This window comes from Chlamydia crocodili, from assembly GCF_018343815.1.
GTDB lineage: Bacteria > Chlamydiota > Chlamydiia > Chlamydiales > Chlamydiaceae > Chlamydia > Chlamydia crocodili.
This window is the reverse complement of the sequence record NZ_CP060791.1, coordinates 409,345-424,925: the sequence shown is the minus strand read 5'-3', so window position 1 is coordinate 424,925 and position 15,581 is coordinate 409,345. Positions and strand designations below refer to the sequence as shown.

Here is a 15,581-nt window from a genome sequence, read left to right as displayed (position 1 = left end):
ATATTGTGTTGTTTATAAATAGATACTTGTAATGTTTGCAAGTGTTCTAGAAGCGAATTGTAATGTTCTATATTATTGCGGTATAAAAACCTCTCCTTCCTGATTTTAGAAATCACCGCCATCTGTTCTTTTATACTTATGAGCTCTTGAGATAGATAATACTTTTTACTTTTAAAGTGTCGTACTTTTAATAAAGAGTGATAAATTTTTATTTTCGATAGAGTAGAAAGGTTCGTTAATTTTTTATTCAAGATTTACCAACGCCTCCAACTCTTTCAAGGTGTTCTCTAGCTGACAGTAACTTGATAATGGCTGGGAAAGGAAACTTTTTATGCTGGGAAGGATTTTTACGGCATCATCGAGATCTTTATCTTGTCCTGGAGTGTAGGCTCCTAGTTGAATAATATCCAAAGCTTCTTGGTATGTTTTTAATAAGGCACGAAGTTTTTCGGCAGCTGCATAATGATGAGGAAGAGCAAGTTTTTTCGCTGATCTTGATAGGCTAAGAAGAATATCGATAGGAGGTGAAGCTAGAGCTTTGCCTTGGTTTGTAAGGAAGAAATGCCCGTCTAAGAGAGATTTTAGGTAATCCGTAAAGATATCCGGGTGATTAGGATAATGTAAGATAGCGTATAAGGCGGTTATAGAACCTCTGTCATTATTTCCCGCACGTTCTGTAAATTCTGATACATGGTGAAAAACAGAAGCTGCATATTGGTGAGCAGCTAGGGTTTCACCGGTTGCTAGGGCAACTTCTTGAAGGGCGGCTATCCATCGTGATAGAGAATCCATAATGAATAAAACATCATGACCTTGATCTCGGAAATATTCTGCTATTGTCATAGCAGCACGTCCTGAAATTACCTTTGTGGGTGCCGTTTCATGAGCGGGAGAGGCGATAATAATAGTTCGGTGTTGTTTGAGTCCTGACGCGTGCTGCTCTATATATTCACGTACTTCTCTGCCTCGTTCTCCAATAAGGGCAATGACATTAATTGTAGATTTTGATCCCGAAGCTATTGCAGATAATAGTGAAGATTTTCCACTTCCTGGTTCTGAGAATACTCCAATACGTTGGCCTTTCCCTAAGGTTAAAAAAGCATCGATAGCTTTAATACCTGTAGGGAAAATCTCTTGAATAGGCTGTCGGGACATTGGAGATGGAGGAGGAGCAATCAAGGGTTTTATATGTGTTTTCGGTAAGTTTTCTTTATTATCTAATGGATTTCCGAAACCATCAATGACACGACCAAGAAGATGATCAGAAAGATGTAGAGATGGCGGACGACGTAGAGGGAGAACTTCAGAGCCTAAAGCAACATAGTGCATAGGGGATAGCGACATTAATAATGTTGTCTGGTTGTGGAAACCGATCACTTCAGCAAGGAGATCAGGATATTTTGGCGTACAAATACGACAGAGTTCACCAAGACATGCTGATAGTCCTTGAACTTCTAAGAGATTCCCTGAGACTCTAGAGAGAAGGCCACATGTGCGGTAGGGCTGCCAATATTGAAGTTGGGATTTTTCGTAATTTAGATGTGTCATGCAGTTAAAACAGAAAGCAAATGATCTAATTCTTCTCCAATTTCTTGTCTTAGAATTCCTGAGGGAACCTCCATTTTGTAGCTGGATTTTTTACAAGATGTATCAGGGAGAAACTCCGCATGTTTAATCATGGGGACTTCATGCGTTGCTATCCAATCATTAAGTTGCTTATGATCTTCGGGATGAAGGAAGATCTTTATGGGAGATAAAGATCGCAAAGATGTATGTTGCTGTAGAGCAGAGGAAATTAAAAGAGCAAGCTCTTCAACATTGTCCAATTTCTTATAGAGGAATTTCTCGCAGGTTAAGATAGCAAGTTCTACAAGATCGGGTTTCAGTTGTTGAGGGACCTTCTCTATTTCAGAAAGCATACGAATTGATAATTTCCGAAATATCTGAATCAGAGATAGAAGTTCTTGCAAGGCTTTATCATATCCTGAGGTTTCTCCTTCTGAAAAGCCTTGGGAGAATCCTTCGTCCCAGTCTTTATTTCTTTCTGGGGAATCTTCAGTATCTGAAAGCGAACCAGGGGATTGAGACAGTGTCACAAGATATACCTAATTCTTAATGTTTATAATTTCAGTACTTGGTGTTTTATATCTTCAGGCAAATGTTTGAAGATCTCATCGGCTTTCTTAGGATCCAAATACGAGAGAATCAACCTAATTTTTTCGGGTGATTCTTTTTGTAATATCTCTACCAGCTTTGTAATATTTATGCCCTGTTTTATTTTTTTTGATTCTGAGGGAATGCGCTCATAAGCGTAAAAAGCAAGGTAAAAGCTTGCTAAAGCAACAATCCCTAAACTGGAAAGTAGAATAGTTCCTCCAACGAGCAATTTATAAGAGAGGCGATCTTTCTGTATTGTTTGTGAAAAAGGAAATTTCTCAATAACAATAGGATAATTATTCCCACAGATTTTTTTCAGACAATTTTCGGCGTGAATGAGAAAAGCTTCTCTTTTTTCTTTTGGGAATTTTATTAGGTACTTCTCATTAACCGTTAGCTGCACAGTAGGAGTATTTTTTATTGTTAGATAGGCAAGAGCAAAATGTTCTTTAGGGAAAATTTTTCCTAAGTAACCTTCGCATGCAGATAGTAATAGAGAGTTGGTAGACAACTCTCCTGGGGAGTAAATATTCCCTAGATTATCCAATAGGGTAATATGTTCTTTGTTTAATCCAGGAATACTACTGGATAGATAGTCCGTGATAGAAAGTAATAGAGATGATGAGAATACTTCGTTTTTATGAGAGGAAAGAATAACTGAAACTTGAGGAACAATATCAGGATCATCTTCCGTAGGCAAAGATAGAGCTACAGTAGCATTAGCTACTGATTGAAACATTGTCAGATCTCTTTCTATCTGTTCTTTTTTTGCTAAGGATTCTAGTAATTTAGGATTTCCTACTTGACTAAGCTTAAACCAGCCTGTAGTTTTTTTTTCAGATGGCTGAGAAAAATCAGGAGATTTGGAAGTGTTTTTTCCAAAAAAGATGGCACTCCCAAAAGCTGTAGAAACAACTAAAAGGCCTAAAGGAGAGATGCCTAACGAAGCAACTTTCTTTTTTAGGAATTGGAAAAACACAACAATCCTCAAGAAAAAATAATGAAATAATTATAGAGTTATTAACATTTCATCATTCTTTATCAAAAGATATGAATTATTGACAATTCACGAACTATAAAAGTTAATTAATTTCGTCAGAGTATTGAGACATAGAAAAATCTAAAGATGCCTCATTTACTTTAATTTGCAATTCAGAATAAACATAGGCACGTAAGAGTTGGCCTATAGAATTTAATGTAGATCCTATAGCAGAAAAACATCCAGAACAATTTCCTGCATAGGCAATTGTTACAATATTTCCCTCAAGATTTTCAATAAGTACGCTACCACCATCGAGAGCTACATAAGGTGATATTTTATCTTCAGTGATTGTTCGTAAAGCATGTAATTGTGATTCTATAGAGAGGCTTTCCCAAGCTTCTTTAGTATAGGGATTGGCATCTTCGATCTCAGAAGGTAAAAAAGATTCTTTTAAGGGCAGGGAACCATCTTCGAGAGGGATTTCCATACATTGTTCAGCAGCTATATCTAAAGCATCAATGACGCAATGGTATAAAGCTGAACTATTGTCTGGAAGAGCGGGTTTATTAGGATGGGAACGTAGCTCAGTATCGATATTATTAACGGTTAAGTTATAAGCTTGAGCATAAGTTTTGCCAATAACTAAGTTGCAAGTTGTTTCTGCAAGTACAAGTAGGAAAGGGTGTCCGAAGTATTGGAATTTTGCGTCGATAATTTTTCCATTTATCTTATCTATCAGCCAATAAAATATTACATAATTGCCCATAAGCCTATGACCTTGACTGCCAATAATTAGATTAGCTCCTTTTGTTTCGGCATCTTCTGCTGAGAAGGTTCCGCCACAATAAAATTTATGAAATTTCTTCATAACTTTTGGAGATACGTTTGCCCAAGAGGCTACAGGTTGAAATGGAATTGTCATACTGAGCTCGCAATTGCAGATTGAAGGTGGGCGCTACCCTCTTGGATACTACGTCCTAAAGTTGTAAATTGTTCATCTTTCGTTCTCTCTGTGAAAGAAAAGTGTAGAGCGCTGTGACAGAGGAAAGGTGATACCCCACAATTTTGTAATATTTGAGATAGGGGTTGGAAACGTTCGTAGCCCAGTCCTGGATAGATACCTTGTTGATGTAGGAAAAAGGCTAAACTTTCAGCCGGAATATCTCCTATAGTAGCAATCATCACATTAGGAAGTTTATTTTCTAGTTCTGGGAAAAGAAATTGCACGTCGGAACAGGCTGCTTGAAGTTCTTTTGTAAGTTTATTTCTTAAATTGATTGAAGATAAAATTAATGAAGAAAAAGAGGATAAGCGTTCCTGGCATGCTGTCTTCATCGCCGCTACGGAACCTAAACATATGGTTCCTGGAGAATTTGTAGGGAGCCATAAATTAAAAAACTTACTGAGGGATTTTTTAATAAACATGCCTCCGATATTTCCAATTCCTCCTAAGGCTAAAGAAGAAAATGTAAGAATATCAGCATCGAGCATTTCTGGGGTGAGTGCTGCACGTCCTAAAATATCACAAAGATCTAAATGTAGAACGACACCACGATCTTTGCATAAGGGTTGTAGAGATTCTATAGGTTCAATGAATCCTGTCATACCATTAGCAGCAGATAATGAAAAGAGTAGAGTGCGTGGTGTGAGTGCCTCTGTAAGTTGTTCTGGGGAAAGTCTTCCTGAAGAGTTTATGGTTACCCAATCGTAGGTAGTTCCTAATCCTTGCCGGCGGCAAATAGCATCAATATTATATTGTTGCTCATGAGAGGAGACTAAAAGATGATTCCTCCCTTGGAAAAAGGTAAGATTTTCTAATAAAGCAGCTACGATAATTGCTGCAGCGTGGGGAAAATGAGGAAGAAAATGAAATGTATGAGTTTCTTCAGAACAACCGACAAGCTTACGAGCAACCTCTTCAGTTTCGTTAAGCAATTTCATTGCTGACGAAGGTGTTAAAGAAAATGGATCAGAATAAGTCTCCAAGCTCTCTCGTACTGAAACTGAAGGAGGTATTGCTTGTTGATTGTTTAACCAAATGGTTCTGGATGTCGTTCGAATGTGTGGCCGGTCCATAAATATACTATGGGTTTTCCTGTAGGTAACTCTAAAGAGAGTACCTCTTCTTCACTTAATTTTTCTATATCCATAATAAGTGAACGTAAGGAATTTCCATGAGCAGATATAAATACATTTTTTGAATTCTTCAATAAAGGAAAGATGGTTTCTTCAAAATAGGGGACGGTACGTTGTCCAGTATCGTAGAGACTTTCTCCACTAGGAGGTGCTGTTTTATAGCTTCTTCTCCATAATTTGACCTGTTCCTCACCAAATTTCTCAGCAGTTTCTTTTTTATTTTTTCCTTGAAGTTCTCCATACATTCTTTCGTTTAGTGCGCTAGAACGATAAAGAGGGATCATATTCTTTTCTTCATCACTATAGATCCTGCTCATCTGTTTCTTTTGTTCATCATCATGAACAATATAAGGAATTTTTTTAGAGTTGTGATGTGTCATTGCAAGCAATGCTGTCATCAAACTTCTAACAAGAGAAGAAGTGAAAATGCAGTCTATTGGGAGGTCTTTTATTACCTGACCCGCGTGAATAGCTTCATCGATTCCTTTTTGACTCAGAGGGATATCTACCCATCCTGTAAAAAGATTTTTTTCATTCCAGACGGATTTTCCGTGTCGTAATAAGATAAGAAAAGCCATGACTTCCTGAGTAGTGGATTAAGAAAACTAGCATAGGAACAAAAAAACTTTTGTCTAGAAGAAAGATATTTTTCGCGACAATATTTTTTTATAACAAAGAACAGTGGACCTCTATTGTTATTCTTGGGCACAATATATGTCTCGAATGGAGAATATTATGGCAAAGGTTCGTCTCAATAAGTTTTTGGCTTCTTCTGGTGTTGCATCACGCAGGAAGTGTGATGAGATTATTTTTTCAGGTCATGTAACTGTAAATGGTCGTGTGGCTCCCGGCCCTTTCATAGTGGTAGATGAAGAAACGGATACTGTGAAGGTAGATGGTCAACGTGTAGGTATGACTAAGAAAGTATATTTTATGGTGCATAAACCTTTGGGATATTTATGTTCTTCGGAGAAAAAATTCCCAGGAGATAAGCTGGTTATCGATTTATTTTCTCATCTTCCTTATCGGGTATTTACTGTCGGCAGATTAGATAAGGAAACTTCAGGACTGATTTTAGTAACGAATGATGGAGAATTTTCTAATAAGATTATCCATCCTTCTTTTGGAATTACCAAAGAATATTTGCTTAAGGTGAACCGTGAAATTACTGCTAAAAATCTTGAAGATCTTATGGAAGGGACTGTTATTGATGGTAAGAAAATTCGTCCTGTTTCTGTTGAGAAAATTCGTCGGGGTACAATTAAAATTATTGTAAACGAAGGGAAAAAACATGAAATCCGTTTGTTTGCAGAAGCTGCGGGGTTGCCTATTTTAGAGCTCACACGTATTCGTATAGGAAGTTTTGTTCTTGGAGGTCTTCGCTATGGGGAATATCGTGAGCTTACCGATGCTGAGATTCTTACGTATATGTAGTGCTCTGTTGCTTTTTTATCATTGGTGAGCCATATGCAACCTATGGCAGGATTAGTCTTTGTAGTTATTTTTAGCTTATTATTCGGTGCTTTTCTTGGAGCATACTGTCAGCTATACTATCTCGTAAAGAATGTTATGCTTTCTTGGGAATGTTTACTTTCTCATGCAATAGCAAAACGTCAGGCGTTACTTTCGCTTCCAATAACTTTTGCCTCACCACGATTATCTCAGGAAACAGAGTTTTTAACACAGCATCATAAAATGTCTTGGCGAGAGTTTTTAAAACAGGGTTACGACATTCTTTTTGCGTTTCAGGAAATGGAGGAAACTCTTCCTAAACTTGTCCATGAGATTTTAGAATCAATAAAGAAACATGATGAATGCGAGGATATTGTTTGTTCTCTAGAGGATTTTTGGGCTAGGGATAATTTATTTGCCTTTGAGACCGCCGCTTACGAGCAGGCTGTTGAGAAATATTTAAAACAAAGATCAAGCCCATCATTGTGGATAGCCTCTAGACTATTTCGTTTTCTTGATCTACCTATGATCTATTTCTCTCGCTAGGATTTTTGAGAATCTTCGCAAGATACTTTTTTTTGCATGTTCAATAAGCTTTTCACGAACTTCTCCAAGATCTACAGTATGATTTAATAGTATTGAAAGGGATGTTGCTGGTTGGTCTATAGAAGCTAGCTCTTCTTTTTTCGTATTGCCATTTATCCCTATCCCTAAAGTGATTCCTAAATAGCCTTGTGTAGGCATAGTTTCACTAAGAACCCCGCAGAGTTTTTCTTCATTTACTAAAACATCATTAGGCCATCTTATGGTTCCATTACGAATGCCTAGATCTTGGATGAGAGCGAGAACTGCTTCTGTTCCTAAACGGAATAATTGGCTAACATCAATGTCTAATTCGGTAATGAAAAAGCATAGCGATACGGTAAGATCTTTATTAGATGAGAACCAAGTTTTATTAAATTTACCTTTCCCTGCTGTTTGCTTTTGAGTGGAAATAACAGTAAGAGCATAGGGATTCCATAGATGCATAAGCTGTTTTGCTGTTTCATTTGTGGAAGGAGTTTCTGCTATTTCATAATAAATAACTTTCATTGGAAGTATCCCACTCTTAAGCTATAAAGAGCATTATGAGAAACGCTAGATATTTCAGCTATGTCAATTCTTGGGTGTTTATCGTCATTATTTTATTAATGATGATTAGCGTAGTTGTTATTTCTTCTATGGACCCCTCTACGATTCTAGTCACATCATCCAAAGGATTACTCACGAATAAAAGCATTATGCAAATTCGTCATTTTGCTTTGGGATGGCTAGCTTTTTCTTTATGTATGTATCTTGATTACCATAGATTAAGGAGCTGGGCGTGGGTTCTCTATATTCTCATGCTTTTGAGTCTTGTGGGTTTATTTTTTGTCCCTACAGTCCAAAATGTTCATAGATGGTACAAAATCCCTTTTATCGGTTTGAGTGTCCAACCTTCTGAATATGCCAAGCTTATCGTTGTAATCATGCTTAGCTATACGTTAGATGTACGCAAATCAGTAATTTCTTCGAAGATTACAGCTTTACTCGCTTGTATTATTGTGGGTATTCCCTTTTTGCTTATTTTTAAAGAACCAGATTTAGGGACTGCCCTGGTATTATGTCCTGTTGCTTTGGCAATTTTTTATTTAGGGAATATCCATCCTTTATTTGTGAAAATCTGTGCAACAATTGCAGGTTTAGGCATGTTCTGCTCTTTGCTGATTTTCTCAGGGATTATTTCTCATGATAAGGTTAAGCCTTATGCATTAAAGGTGATTAAAGAATACCAATACGAAAGACTAAGCCCTTCTAATCATCACCAACGTGCATCTTTAATTTCTATCGGCCTGGGTGGTGTTAAAGGTCGTGGATGGAAGTCTGGGGAATTTGCTGGTAGGGGTTGGTTACCTTACGGTTATACAGATTCGGTATTTTCTGCTTTAGGAGAAGAATTCGGTCTGATTGGGCTATTTTTTGCCTTATGGATGTTTTACTGTCTCATTTGTTTTGGCTGCCGAACTGTAGCTGTAGCTGTTGATGATTTCGGCAGATTATTAGCTGCAGGAATTACCGTGCATATTTCTATGCACGTGTTAATCAATATCAGCATGATGTGTGGATTGATGCCTATTACGGGAGTCCCTTTAGTTTTAGTTTCCTACGGGGGATCTTCGGTGATTTCTACAATGGCATCCTTAGGAATTTTGCAAAGTATCTATAGTCGTAGATTCTCAAAATACTAAGAGGATTACTTTAGCAACCGTAGAGCATTAAGCCCTACCACAATTGTACTGCCTTCATGGAGAATCACAGCAAGCCATAAAGGAATGATTCCTAGTGAAGCGGGCCATGAAACGAGAAGAATGATTGCTAAGGCTAAGCCTAAATTTTGTGTGACGATTTTTCGCGTCTTCTTTGCTTTTCTTATGATCCATGGTAATAGGGAAATTGCATCATGGAGAAGAACAATATCCGCAGCTTCTATCGCTGTGGCACTTCCTGCTTCTCCCATAGCGACACCAACTGTTGCTTGTGCGAGAGCGGGAGCGTCGTTAATGCCATCACCAACCATAAGGATATGGCGTTTCTTGGCAAGTTCACGTACTTTTTCTAATTTATCATCAGGAGATAAATCAGAAAAGACTTCAGAAATTCCTAAGAGCTTCGCAGTATTTTCTGCACTAATTTGATGATCTCCTGTGAGCATACTAATAGGATAACCTTCGTCTCTAAGTTCTTTCACAATTTTCCCAGCATCAAGACGTGGAGTATCTTTAAAATAAAATAATGCGCAGCTTCCTTGTAAATAGGCTAGTGAACATATTTCTCCGCGTTGTCTGGCAGTATGTATACGCTCTTCTAGTTCTTGAACGTACTCTTGAGGGACTTTTTGTAGAGCTGTATCGACTCTACCTACAAACGCCTCTTGACCTTGGAAAATACCCCGAACCCCTTTCCCTGGAATCATACAATATTCTTCAGCAGGAAGAGAAGAGACATTATTTTTTATAAGATAGGCAGCAATTGCTTGTGCAATAGGATGCATAGAAGATTGTTCTAAAGCTAAAATAGAAGGGAAGAAATCAGGATTTTTTTCTCCAAAATTATCACAACCAATACAGGTAAGCTCCCCAGTGGTTAGCGTTCCTGTTTTATCCATAACAATAGAATTACAAGAAGCTAAGCGATCTAAGACTACACCGCCTTTAAGAAGAACTCCATGTTTTGCACAGGCATTTACTGCACTTAGATAAGCAATGGGAATGGCAATAATTAATGCACAAGGAGATGCTGCGATGAGAAATGCTAGGGCACGATAAAAAGCGCTATTTGGTCCTAAGAAAGGGATAGAAGTAAAGAGAGGAACCAAAACAGCTATAGATGTCGAAATACCAAAGATAGTCAGCGCATAGGCTGAGGAATATTTGTCTAAACGTTGTTGTAAACGAGGTTTGGATTTCTGTGCTTGAATAACTAGATTGATAATATGGGCAATTGTTGAGTCCGCACCTGTTTTTAAAACCTTCAGATCGAAACTCCCTTCAAGATTATGTGCTCCTGCGGGAACTACAGAACCCATCTGACACGATTTGGGAATCTTTTCTCCAGTAAGATGCATAAGATTAATAGAAGAGGAACCGTGAATAATTTCTCCATCCAAGGGAACGATCTCGCCACTTTTGACTCGGATAATATCACCAACTTGAACTTGACTTACTGGGGTTTTTTCTAAGTTCCCATCTTCACCAACTATCCAGGCAATAGTAGGTGCTAAATGTTTTAAAGAAGCTAGTGTGCTCTTTGCTTTCCCTGATACCATCTGTCCAAGGGCTTCAGAAATAGCAAATAAAACAAGAAGTAAAGATCCTTCCAAGGCTCCACCAATGAAAATAGAACCGAAGGCTGCTGAGGTCATTAAAATATCAATATTTACAGTCTTATTGCGGATATCATCTAAAGACTTTATTAGGGCTGGAGTTCCAGCAAGAAAAAATGTGAAAACAACAAATAAATTAGAAATATCAACAATGCGGAACCAATAGAAAGCTAACGCACACAAATATGTTCCTAAAGAAATACATGCAGACTTTAAAGAAAGGTTACGACTCAATAACCGATTCTTTTGGGATAGCATGGGACTGTTATCTTCTGCCATTCCTGATTCAAAAAAATTGTTTAATATTTCTGGTGAAAATGGGGTGGAGAATAATCGTGAAAACACTACGATACCTGGGCTCTATAAAAATTTTACACAAGTGCAAACGATGCTTATGGAGGTAATAAAAATACCTAAAACCCAGACAACTTCTGTGATCACATCATTTCCTAATATTTTTGCTTTTGTTGCAGAGAGTATAGTGATAAGCACTCCGGATAATACACCTGCTACTGTATAACTAGAACAGAGGACTAGTGGTAAGAAGAAAATTAAACCGATAAGTCCTCCGAGCATACGTGTCCCACCTTGTTTTAAAGGATGAGGAAAGTCCTCCATAGAAATATGAAGTTCTTCACGGATCATAGTATCAAGAAGGAGAATAGAATCAGAACTGACATAGTCTACCATTTCTTCAAGAAGGGGAGATTTGAACCCTTGATTTTTAAAGATAACGTTGAGTTCTAAACGTTCTTGTTCGGGATGTTTTTCTATTTCTTCTTTTTCCTGGAGCATAAAACGATGGGAAAGCTCCATGTAAGACCAAGCTTTTTTTGCTTTCAGGCAGCCTCGATAAAAAATCCATCCCAATCCTAGTGAAAATAGAATCTCTGTTTGTGTTCCTTGAGACATAGGAAGAAGAAAGGCGAGCGTTCTGATGAAAAATAGGAATATACCTGTAGATAGGGCATCGCTTGCTAGATGATAGAAAAAGCCTTTTATTGTTGTATGGGGTTCGCCAATACAAACTCCGTGTTGATCTCGAACAGTCTTGAGATGTTCTTCAGGAGTTCCGTTTTTGAAATGGTCATAATCAGTCTTCATCAATCTTATCCGTACGGTATATGGTTTATATTGCCTTAGATTTTTTCATATTTTCAATACAGATCCTATTTTTGAGGTGATAATACTTCCTGATTCCCTAAGTAAGGACGTAGAACTTCAGGAATAATTACAGAGCCATCTTCTTGCTGATTATTTTCTAAAATTGCAACAAATAAACGAGGTGTTGCTAAACCTGAACCATTAAGGGTATGAATAAAATGCATTTTCCCTTGACTATCTTTATAACGAGTTTCTGAACGACGTGATTGGAAATCTGTACATTGGGAGATAGAAGAAACCTCATAGTAAGATTGCTGTCCAGGTAACCAAACTTCAGCGTCTATGGTTTTTGATGCCGTAAAGGACATATCTCCTGTGGAAAGTAAAGATAAACGGTAAGGAAGTTTTAATTCTGTAAGAATATCTTCTACAACAGCAAGCATCTTTTCATAAGCCTGGTTAGCTTGTTCTGGAGTAGCAAAAGCAAACATCTCTACTTTATTAAATTGATGTACACGAACAAGTCCGCGTTCGTTAGCACCTGCAGCTCCTGCTTCCCTACGGAAACACGGTGTACATGCTGCGTAATATATAGGTAGATCTTTCTCATTAAAAATTTCTTGAGAATGGAATCCATTAAGAACAACCTCAGAAGTAGGAATCAGGTAAAGAGATTGATCCCCATCTTCTACACGATAATATTGACCGTCAAATTTAGGAATTTGTCCTGAGCCGAAAAGAATTTCGCGTTTTACAAGAAGAGGGGGGAGCCATAATTGAAATCCGTGTTCCCTTTGCTTATTTAATAAATAAGTAAGTAGTGCCCACTCTAAAAGAACACCCTGATTTTTATAAGCAGGCCATCCAGATCCTGAAGTTTTTGCAGGAAGTTTAAAATCTAAAATTTGTAATTTTTGATTCAGTTCAACGTGATGTTTAGGAGTGAAAGAAAATGTTGGCAAAGAGCCTACACTTTTAATTACTTGATTACCTGATTTATCAGGACATACGGGAACATCTTCTTCAGGGTAATTAGGAAGGCGTACGAGAAGGTCTTGTAAAACGGCGTTCTTTTCTTCAAGTAAGGCTTCTAGTTTTCCCAAATCTTGAGAGAGACTTTCAACTTCGCCAAGCATATTAGATACATTTTCACCTTGAGCTTTGGCTTTATGGATTTGTGTAGACAACAGTTTTCTTTGAGATTGTAGGGATTCTGAGTCTGTTTTCAATTGGCGGACTTCTTTGTCCAAATCAAGAATAGGAAGAAGAGAAATATTGGGATCTTTCCTACGAAGACGGGTTTCGCATTCTTCGGGTGCCTTGCGTATTAATTTTATATCCAACATCCTTGTATCTCTTTAATTACCTTTTCTTACAAAGGCAAAGTATATGGAAGATTTCTCTGAGCAACAACTATTTTTTATGCATCGAGCTATAGAATTAGGAGAAAAGGGAAGATTTTCTGCCCCACCTAACCCTTGGGTGGGTTGTGTAATAGTAAAAAATGGACAAATCATAGGAGAGGGGTATCATGAGAAAAAAGGTCGCCCGCATGCGGAAGAAAATGCAATAAACTCTACATCCGTATCTGTAGAGGATAGTGATGTTTATGTAACTTTAGAACCGTGTTGTCATTATGGAAGGACTCCTCCTTGTGTGAATCTATTAATCAAACATAAAATTTCTACTGTTTACGTTGCTTTATTAGATCCTGATAATCGGGTTGCCGGTAAGGGAATTTTTACTTTAAGACAGGCAGGAATACGTGTTTGTCAAGGCTTAGGTAAAGAAGAAGCTGAGGAGTCTTTAAAATCTTATATCTACCAACGTACCTTCCATAAGCCTTGGATTGTGCTTAAAAGTGCTGCCACTTTGGATGGTCAGACTGCCGACAGTGATGGAGAATCTCAGTGGATCACCTGCCCAGAAGCTCGCATTGATGTAGGTAGATTACGTGCTAGTTCTCAGGCTATTGTTGTGGGATCCAAAACTGTTTTACAAGATGATCCTCTATTAACTGCAAGGAAACCTTCTGGAGAGCTTTATCCTCATCAACCGTTACGTGTTGTCGTTGATAGTTTGGGGACTGTAACCGCACAGGCAAAAATTTTTCATAGTCCTGGACAATCTCTCTATGTAACCACGACACAATGTTCAAAAGATCATATTAAAAATATTGAAAAACTTGATGTGGAAATTTTAGTTACCGAACCTCGCAATTCTAGAGTAAATTTACACGAATTAATCTCATATTTATCTACTAAACATATTTTACAGGTTCTTATTGAAGGTGGATCTATTTTACATACTGCATTTTTGAGAGAACGTTTAGCAAATGCATTAATTATTTATTTGGGACCAAAAATTTTTGGAGATCAAAGGAAGCCCCTTTTTGGAGATTTAGGGTATCGTTTGGATTCTGCTCAAAAAATTCTTCCTAAGTTTTCTAAGGTTTTAGGAAATTCTTTAAAAACGTGTTGGGAAATTGTTGGATAGAGGAAATAGGGGAAGAGATTGAAGTGAATAGGGGATTTCTATTAGCATTCCTAGAGGATAGAGGTCAGTAATTGGGAGGAACCCTAGTGATAAAAGCCGGAGAGGATTCATGTGCATCATGTTTTGTCCCAATAGAAAAGGCAATCGCAGATATCTCCCAGGGGAAATTTGTTATTGTTGTTGATGAAGCTTCGAGAGAAGATGAAGGTGATCTTATCATCGCTGGTGAAAAGATGACCGTAGAAAAAATGACTTTTCTTCTTAAATATACGACAGGAATTATTTGTGCTTCTCTAGAGCCCGAGAGAATAAAAGATTTAGAATTCCCTCCTATGGTTGAAGATAATCGTTGTCGTTATCATACAGCATTCACAGTTTCAGTAGATGCTGCTAAAGGTATAACCACAGGAGTTTCTGCGGCAGATAGAACGAAAGTTGTAGAGTTATTATCCGATCCTAATAGTTGTCCTGAAGATTTTGTCCGTCCAGGACATTTTTTCCCTCTAGTAGGCACTCCAGGAGGCGTATTAAAACGTGCTGGACATACAGAAGCTGCTTTGGATCTTATGCGTTTAGCGAATATGCAGCCTTGTGGGGTTCTTTCAGAGCTTGTTAATGAAGACCATACCATGATGCGTCTTCCTCAAATTATAGAATTTGCTAAACAACATAAACTGTCAGTAATCTCCATCTCTGATTTGATAGCCTATCGGATGTTGTCTGAAAGGTTAGTGATTCCTGTTTCGTCAGCCCGTCTTCCTACAGAATACGGTGATTTCAATATTCATGTTTACGAGTCTCTTCTTGATGGTATTCAACATATTGCTCTGGTGAAGGGTGATATAAAGGGAAAAGAAAATGTTCTTGTTCGTGTACATTCCGAATGTCTCACTGGGGATATTATGGGATCTATACGTTGTGACTGTGGACATCAGCTACGCTCTGCTATGGAATATATTGGATTGGAAGGAGAGGGCGTTGTGGTTTACCTACGTGGGCAGGAAGGGCGTGGTATTGGTTTAGGTCATAAGGTTCGTGCTTATGCTTTACAAGATCGTGGTTATGACACTGTTGATGCCAATCTAGAAATCGGCTTCCCCGTAGATTCTAGGGAGTATGGAATAGGAGCCCAGATTTTAGTTGATCTAGGATTGACAAAGATCAAATTGATTACCCATAATCCTCACAAATATTTCGGACTTCAGGGTTTTGGGTTGGAGATTGTTGATAGAATCGCTCTCCCAATCAATGTCTCTGAAGAAAACGAATACTACCTACGCACAAAAAAAGAGCGTATGGGGCATTGGATAGACTTTCCTTACATTGAGGAAGTAAACACAAGATAATCTAGGA

At 37.9% G+C, this 15,581-nt stretch carries 15 protein-coding genes; 5 read left to right on the top strand and 10 right to left on the bottom strand.

What is annotated here, in order from left to right; translation table 11 throughout:
* Window positions 1-243: 243 nt before the first annotated feature.
* From H9Q19_RS01860 to H9Q19_RS01835, 6 genes are all read right to left on the bottom strand, one after another.
* The gene (locus H9Q19_RS01860; protein WP_213241714.1) at window positions 244-1,548 is read right to left on the bottom strand and encodes a FliI/YscN family ATPase; all 1,305 of its coding nucleotides are present in this window, start codon (window positions 1,546-1,548) and stop codon (window positions 244-246) included.
* Window positions 1,545-2,090, bottom strand: coding sequence for a FliH/SctL family protein (locus H9Q19_RS01855; RefSeq protein ID WP_213242023.1), 546 nt, complete (start codon window positions 2,088-2,090; stop codon window positions 1,545-1,547). Before H9Q19_RS01855 ends, H9Q19_RS01860 begins: the two co-directional genes overlap by 4 nt.
* A gap of 29 nt (window positions 2,091-2,119) precedes the next feature.
* On the bottom strand, window positions 2,120-3,136 hold the full coding sequence (locus H9Q19_RS01850; protein WP_213241712.1) for a type III secretion system protein: 1,017 nt from the start codon (window positions 3,134-3,136) through the stop codon (window positions 2,120-2,122).
* A gap of 103 nt (window positions 3,137-3,239) precedes the next feature.
* Window positions 3,240-4,061 carry a NifU family protein gene (locus tag H9Q19_RS01845; protein ID WP_213241710.1) on the bottom strand — a complete coding sequence of 274 codons (822 nt, stop codon included), beginning with the start codon at window positions 4,059-4,061 and terminating at the stop codon, window positions 3,240-3,242.
* Window positions 4,058-5,215 carry an aminotransferase class V-fold PLP-dependent enzyme gene (locus H9Q19_RS01840; RefSeq protein WP_213241708.1) on the bottom strand — a complete coding sequence of 386 codons (1,158 nt, stop codon included), beginning with the start codon at window positions 5,213-5,215 and terminating at the stop codon, window positions 4,058-4,060. The genes H9Q19_RS01845 and H9Q19_RS01840 overlap by 4 nt, the downstream gene beginning before the upstream one ends.
* Complete coding sequence (locus tag H9Q19_RS01835; protein WP_213241706.1) at window positions 5,170-5,853, bottom strand: 2,3-bisphosphoglycerate-dependent phosphoglycerate mutase; 684 nt, start codon at window positions 5,851-5,853, stop codon at window positions 5,170-5,172. The genes H9Q19_RS01840 and H9Q19_RS01835 overlap by 46 nt, the downstream gene beginning before the upstream one ends.
* Window positions 5,854-6,010: 157 nt before the next feature.
* On the opposite strand from H9Q19_RS01835, the gene H9Q19_RS01830 reads away from it, so the two are divergent.
* Together H9Q19_RS01830 and H9Q19_RS01825 are read left to right on the top strand one after the other, a co-directional pair.
* Window positions 6,011-6,709: a pseudouridine synthase gene (locus H9Q19_RS01830; RefSeq protein WP_213241704.1), complete on the top strand. Its 699-nt coding sequence runs from the start codon at window positions 6,011-6,013 to the stop codon at window positions 6,707-6,709.
* Between the two features lie 42 nt (window positions 6,710-6,751).
* On the top strand, window positions 6,752-7,273 hold the full coding sequence (locus H9Q19_RS01825) for a hypothetical protein (RefSeq protein WP_213242021.1): 522 nt from the start codon (window positions 6,752-6,754) through the stop codon (window positions 7,271-7,273).
* Here the strand turns inward: H9Q19_RS01825 and H9Q19_RS01820 are convergent.
* Window positions 7,247-7,819: a biotin--[acetyl-CoA-carboxylase] ligase gene (locus H9Q19_RS01820; RefSeq protein WP_213241703.1), complete on the bottom strand. Its 573-nt coding sequence runs from the start codon at window positions 7,817-7,819 to the stop codon at window positions 7,247-7,249. The two genes, H9Q19_RS01825 and H9Q19_RS01820, sit on opposite strands and share 27 nt — an antisense overlap.
* Before the next feature lie 35 nt (window positions 7,820-7,854).
* On the opposite strand from H9Q19_RS01820, the gene H9Q19_RS01815 reads away from it, so the two are divergent.
* The gene (locus H9Q19_RS01815; RefSeq protein WP_213241701.1) at window positions 7,855-8,994 is read left to right on the top strand and encodes an FtsW/RodA/SpoVE family cell cycle protein; all 1,140 of its coding nucleotides are present in this window, start codon (window positions 7,855-7,857) and stop codon (window positions 8,992-8,994) included.
* 5 nt (window positions 8,995-8,999) lie between these two features.
* Here the strand turns inward: H9Q19_RS01815 and H9Q19_RS01810 are convergent, their stop codons facing one another.
* From H9Q19_RS01810 to serS, 3 genes are all read right to left on the bottom strand, one after another.
* Complete coding sequence (locus H9Q19_RS01810; RefSeq protein ID WP_213241699.1) at window positions 9,000-10,973, bottom strand: cation-translocating P-type ATPase; 1,974 nt, start codon at window positions 10,971-10,973, stop codon at window positions 9,000-9,002.
* A gap of 15 nt (window positions 10,974-10,988) precedes the next feature.
* The gene (locus tag H9Q19_RS01805) at window positions 10,989-11,732 is read right to left on the bottom strand and encodes a VIT1/CCC1 transporter family protein (protein WP_213241697.1); all 744 of its coding nucleotides are present in this window, start codon (window positions 11,730-11,732) and stop codon (window positions 10,989-10,991) included.
* A gap of 65 nt (window positions 11,733-11,797) precedes the next feature.
* Window positions 11,798-13,078 (bottom strand): serine--tRNA ligase, encoded by a 1,281-nt coding sequence (gene serS, locus H9Q19_RS01800; RefSeq protein WP_213241695.1) that lies wholly within the window; start codon window positions 13,076-13,078, stop codon window positions 11,798-11,800.
* A 43-nt stretch (window positions 13,079-13,121) separates the two neighbouring features.
* Between serS and ribD the strand changes: the two genes are divergently transcribed.
* Window positions 13,122-14,228, top strand: a complete 1,107-nt coding sequence (ribD, locus tag H9Q19_RS01795; RefSeq protein ID WP_213241693.1) for a bifunctional diaminohydroxyphosphoribosylaminopyrimidine deaminase/5-amino-6-(5-phosphoribosylamino)uracil reductase RibD — start codon at window positions 13,122-13,124, stop codon at window positions 14,226-14,228.
* A gap of 86 nt (window positions 14,229-14,314) precedes the next feature.
* Entirely contained in the window at window positions 14,315-15,574 is a 1,260-nt protein-coding gene (locus H9Q19_RS01790; RefSeq protein ID WP_213241690.1) for a bifunctional 3,4-dihydroxy-2-butanone-4-phosphate synthase/GTP cyclohydrolase II, read from the top strand.
* Window positions 15,575-15,581: the final 7 nt, after the last annotated feature.

Excerpts from the sequence above, each read along its gene's own strand:
- H9Q19_RS01860 (WP_213241714.1), bottom strand. The coding sequence starts at position 1,548 with ATGACACATCTAAATTACGAAAAATCCCAACTTCAATATTGGCAGCCC.
- H9Q19_RS01845 (WP_213241710.1), bottom strand. The coding sequence starts at position 4,061 with ATGACAATTCCATTTCAACCTGTAGCCTCTTGGGCAAACGTATCTCCA.
- H9Q19_RS01840 (WP_213241708.1), bottom strand. The coding sequence starts at position 5,215 with ATGGACCGGCCACACATTCGAACGACATCCAGAACCATTTGGTTAAAC.
- H9Q19_RS01835 (WP_213241706.1), bottom strand. The coding sequence starts at position 5,853 with ATGGCTTTTCTTATCTTATTACGACACGGAAAATCCGTCTGGAATGAA.
- H9Q19_RS01830 (WP_213241704.1), top strand. The coding sequence starts at position 6,011 with ATGGCAAAGGTTCGTCTCAATAAGTTTTTGGCTTCTTCTGGTGTTGCA.
- H9Q19_RS01825 (WP_213242021.1), top strand. The coding sequence starts at position 6,752 with ATGGCAGGATTAGTCTTTGTAGTTATTTTTAGCTTATTATTCGGTGCT.
- H9Q19_RS01820 (WP_213241703.1), bottom strand. The coding sequence starts at position 7,819 with ATGAAAGTTATTTATTATGAAATAGCAGAAACTCCTTCCACAAATGAA.
- H9Q19_RS01815 (WP_213241701.1), top strand. The coding sequence starts at position 7,855 with ATGAGAAACGCTAGATATTTCAGCTATGTCAATTCTTGGGTGTTTATC.
- H9Q19_RS01805 (WP_213241697.1), bottom strand. The coding sequence starts at position 11,732 with ATGAAGACTGATTATGACCATTTCAAAAACGGAACTCCTGAAGAACAT.
- serS (WP_213241695.1), bottom strand. The coding sequence starts at position 13,078 with ATGTTGGATATAAAATTAATACGCAAGGCACCCGAAGAATGCGAAACC.
- ribD (WP_213241693.1), top strand. The coding sequence starts at position 13,122 with ATGGAAGATTTCTCTGAGCAACAACTATTTTTTATGCATCGAGCTATA.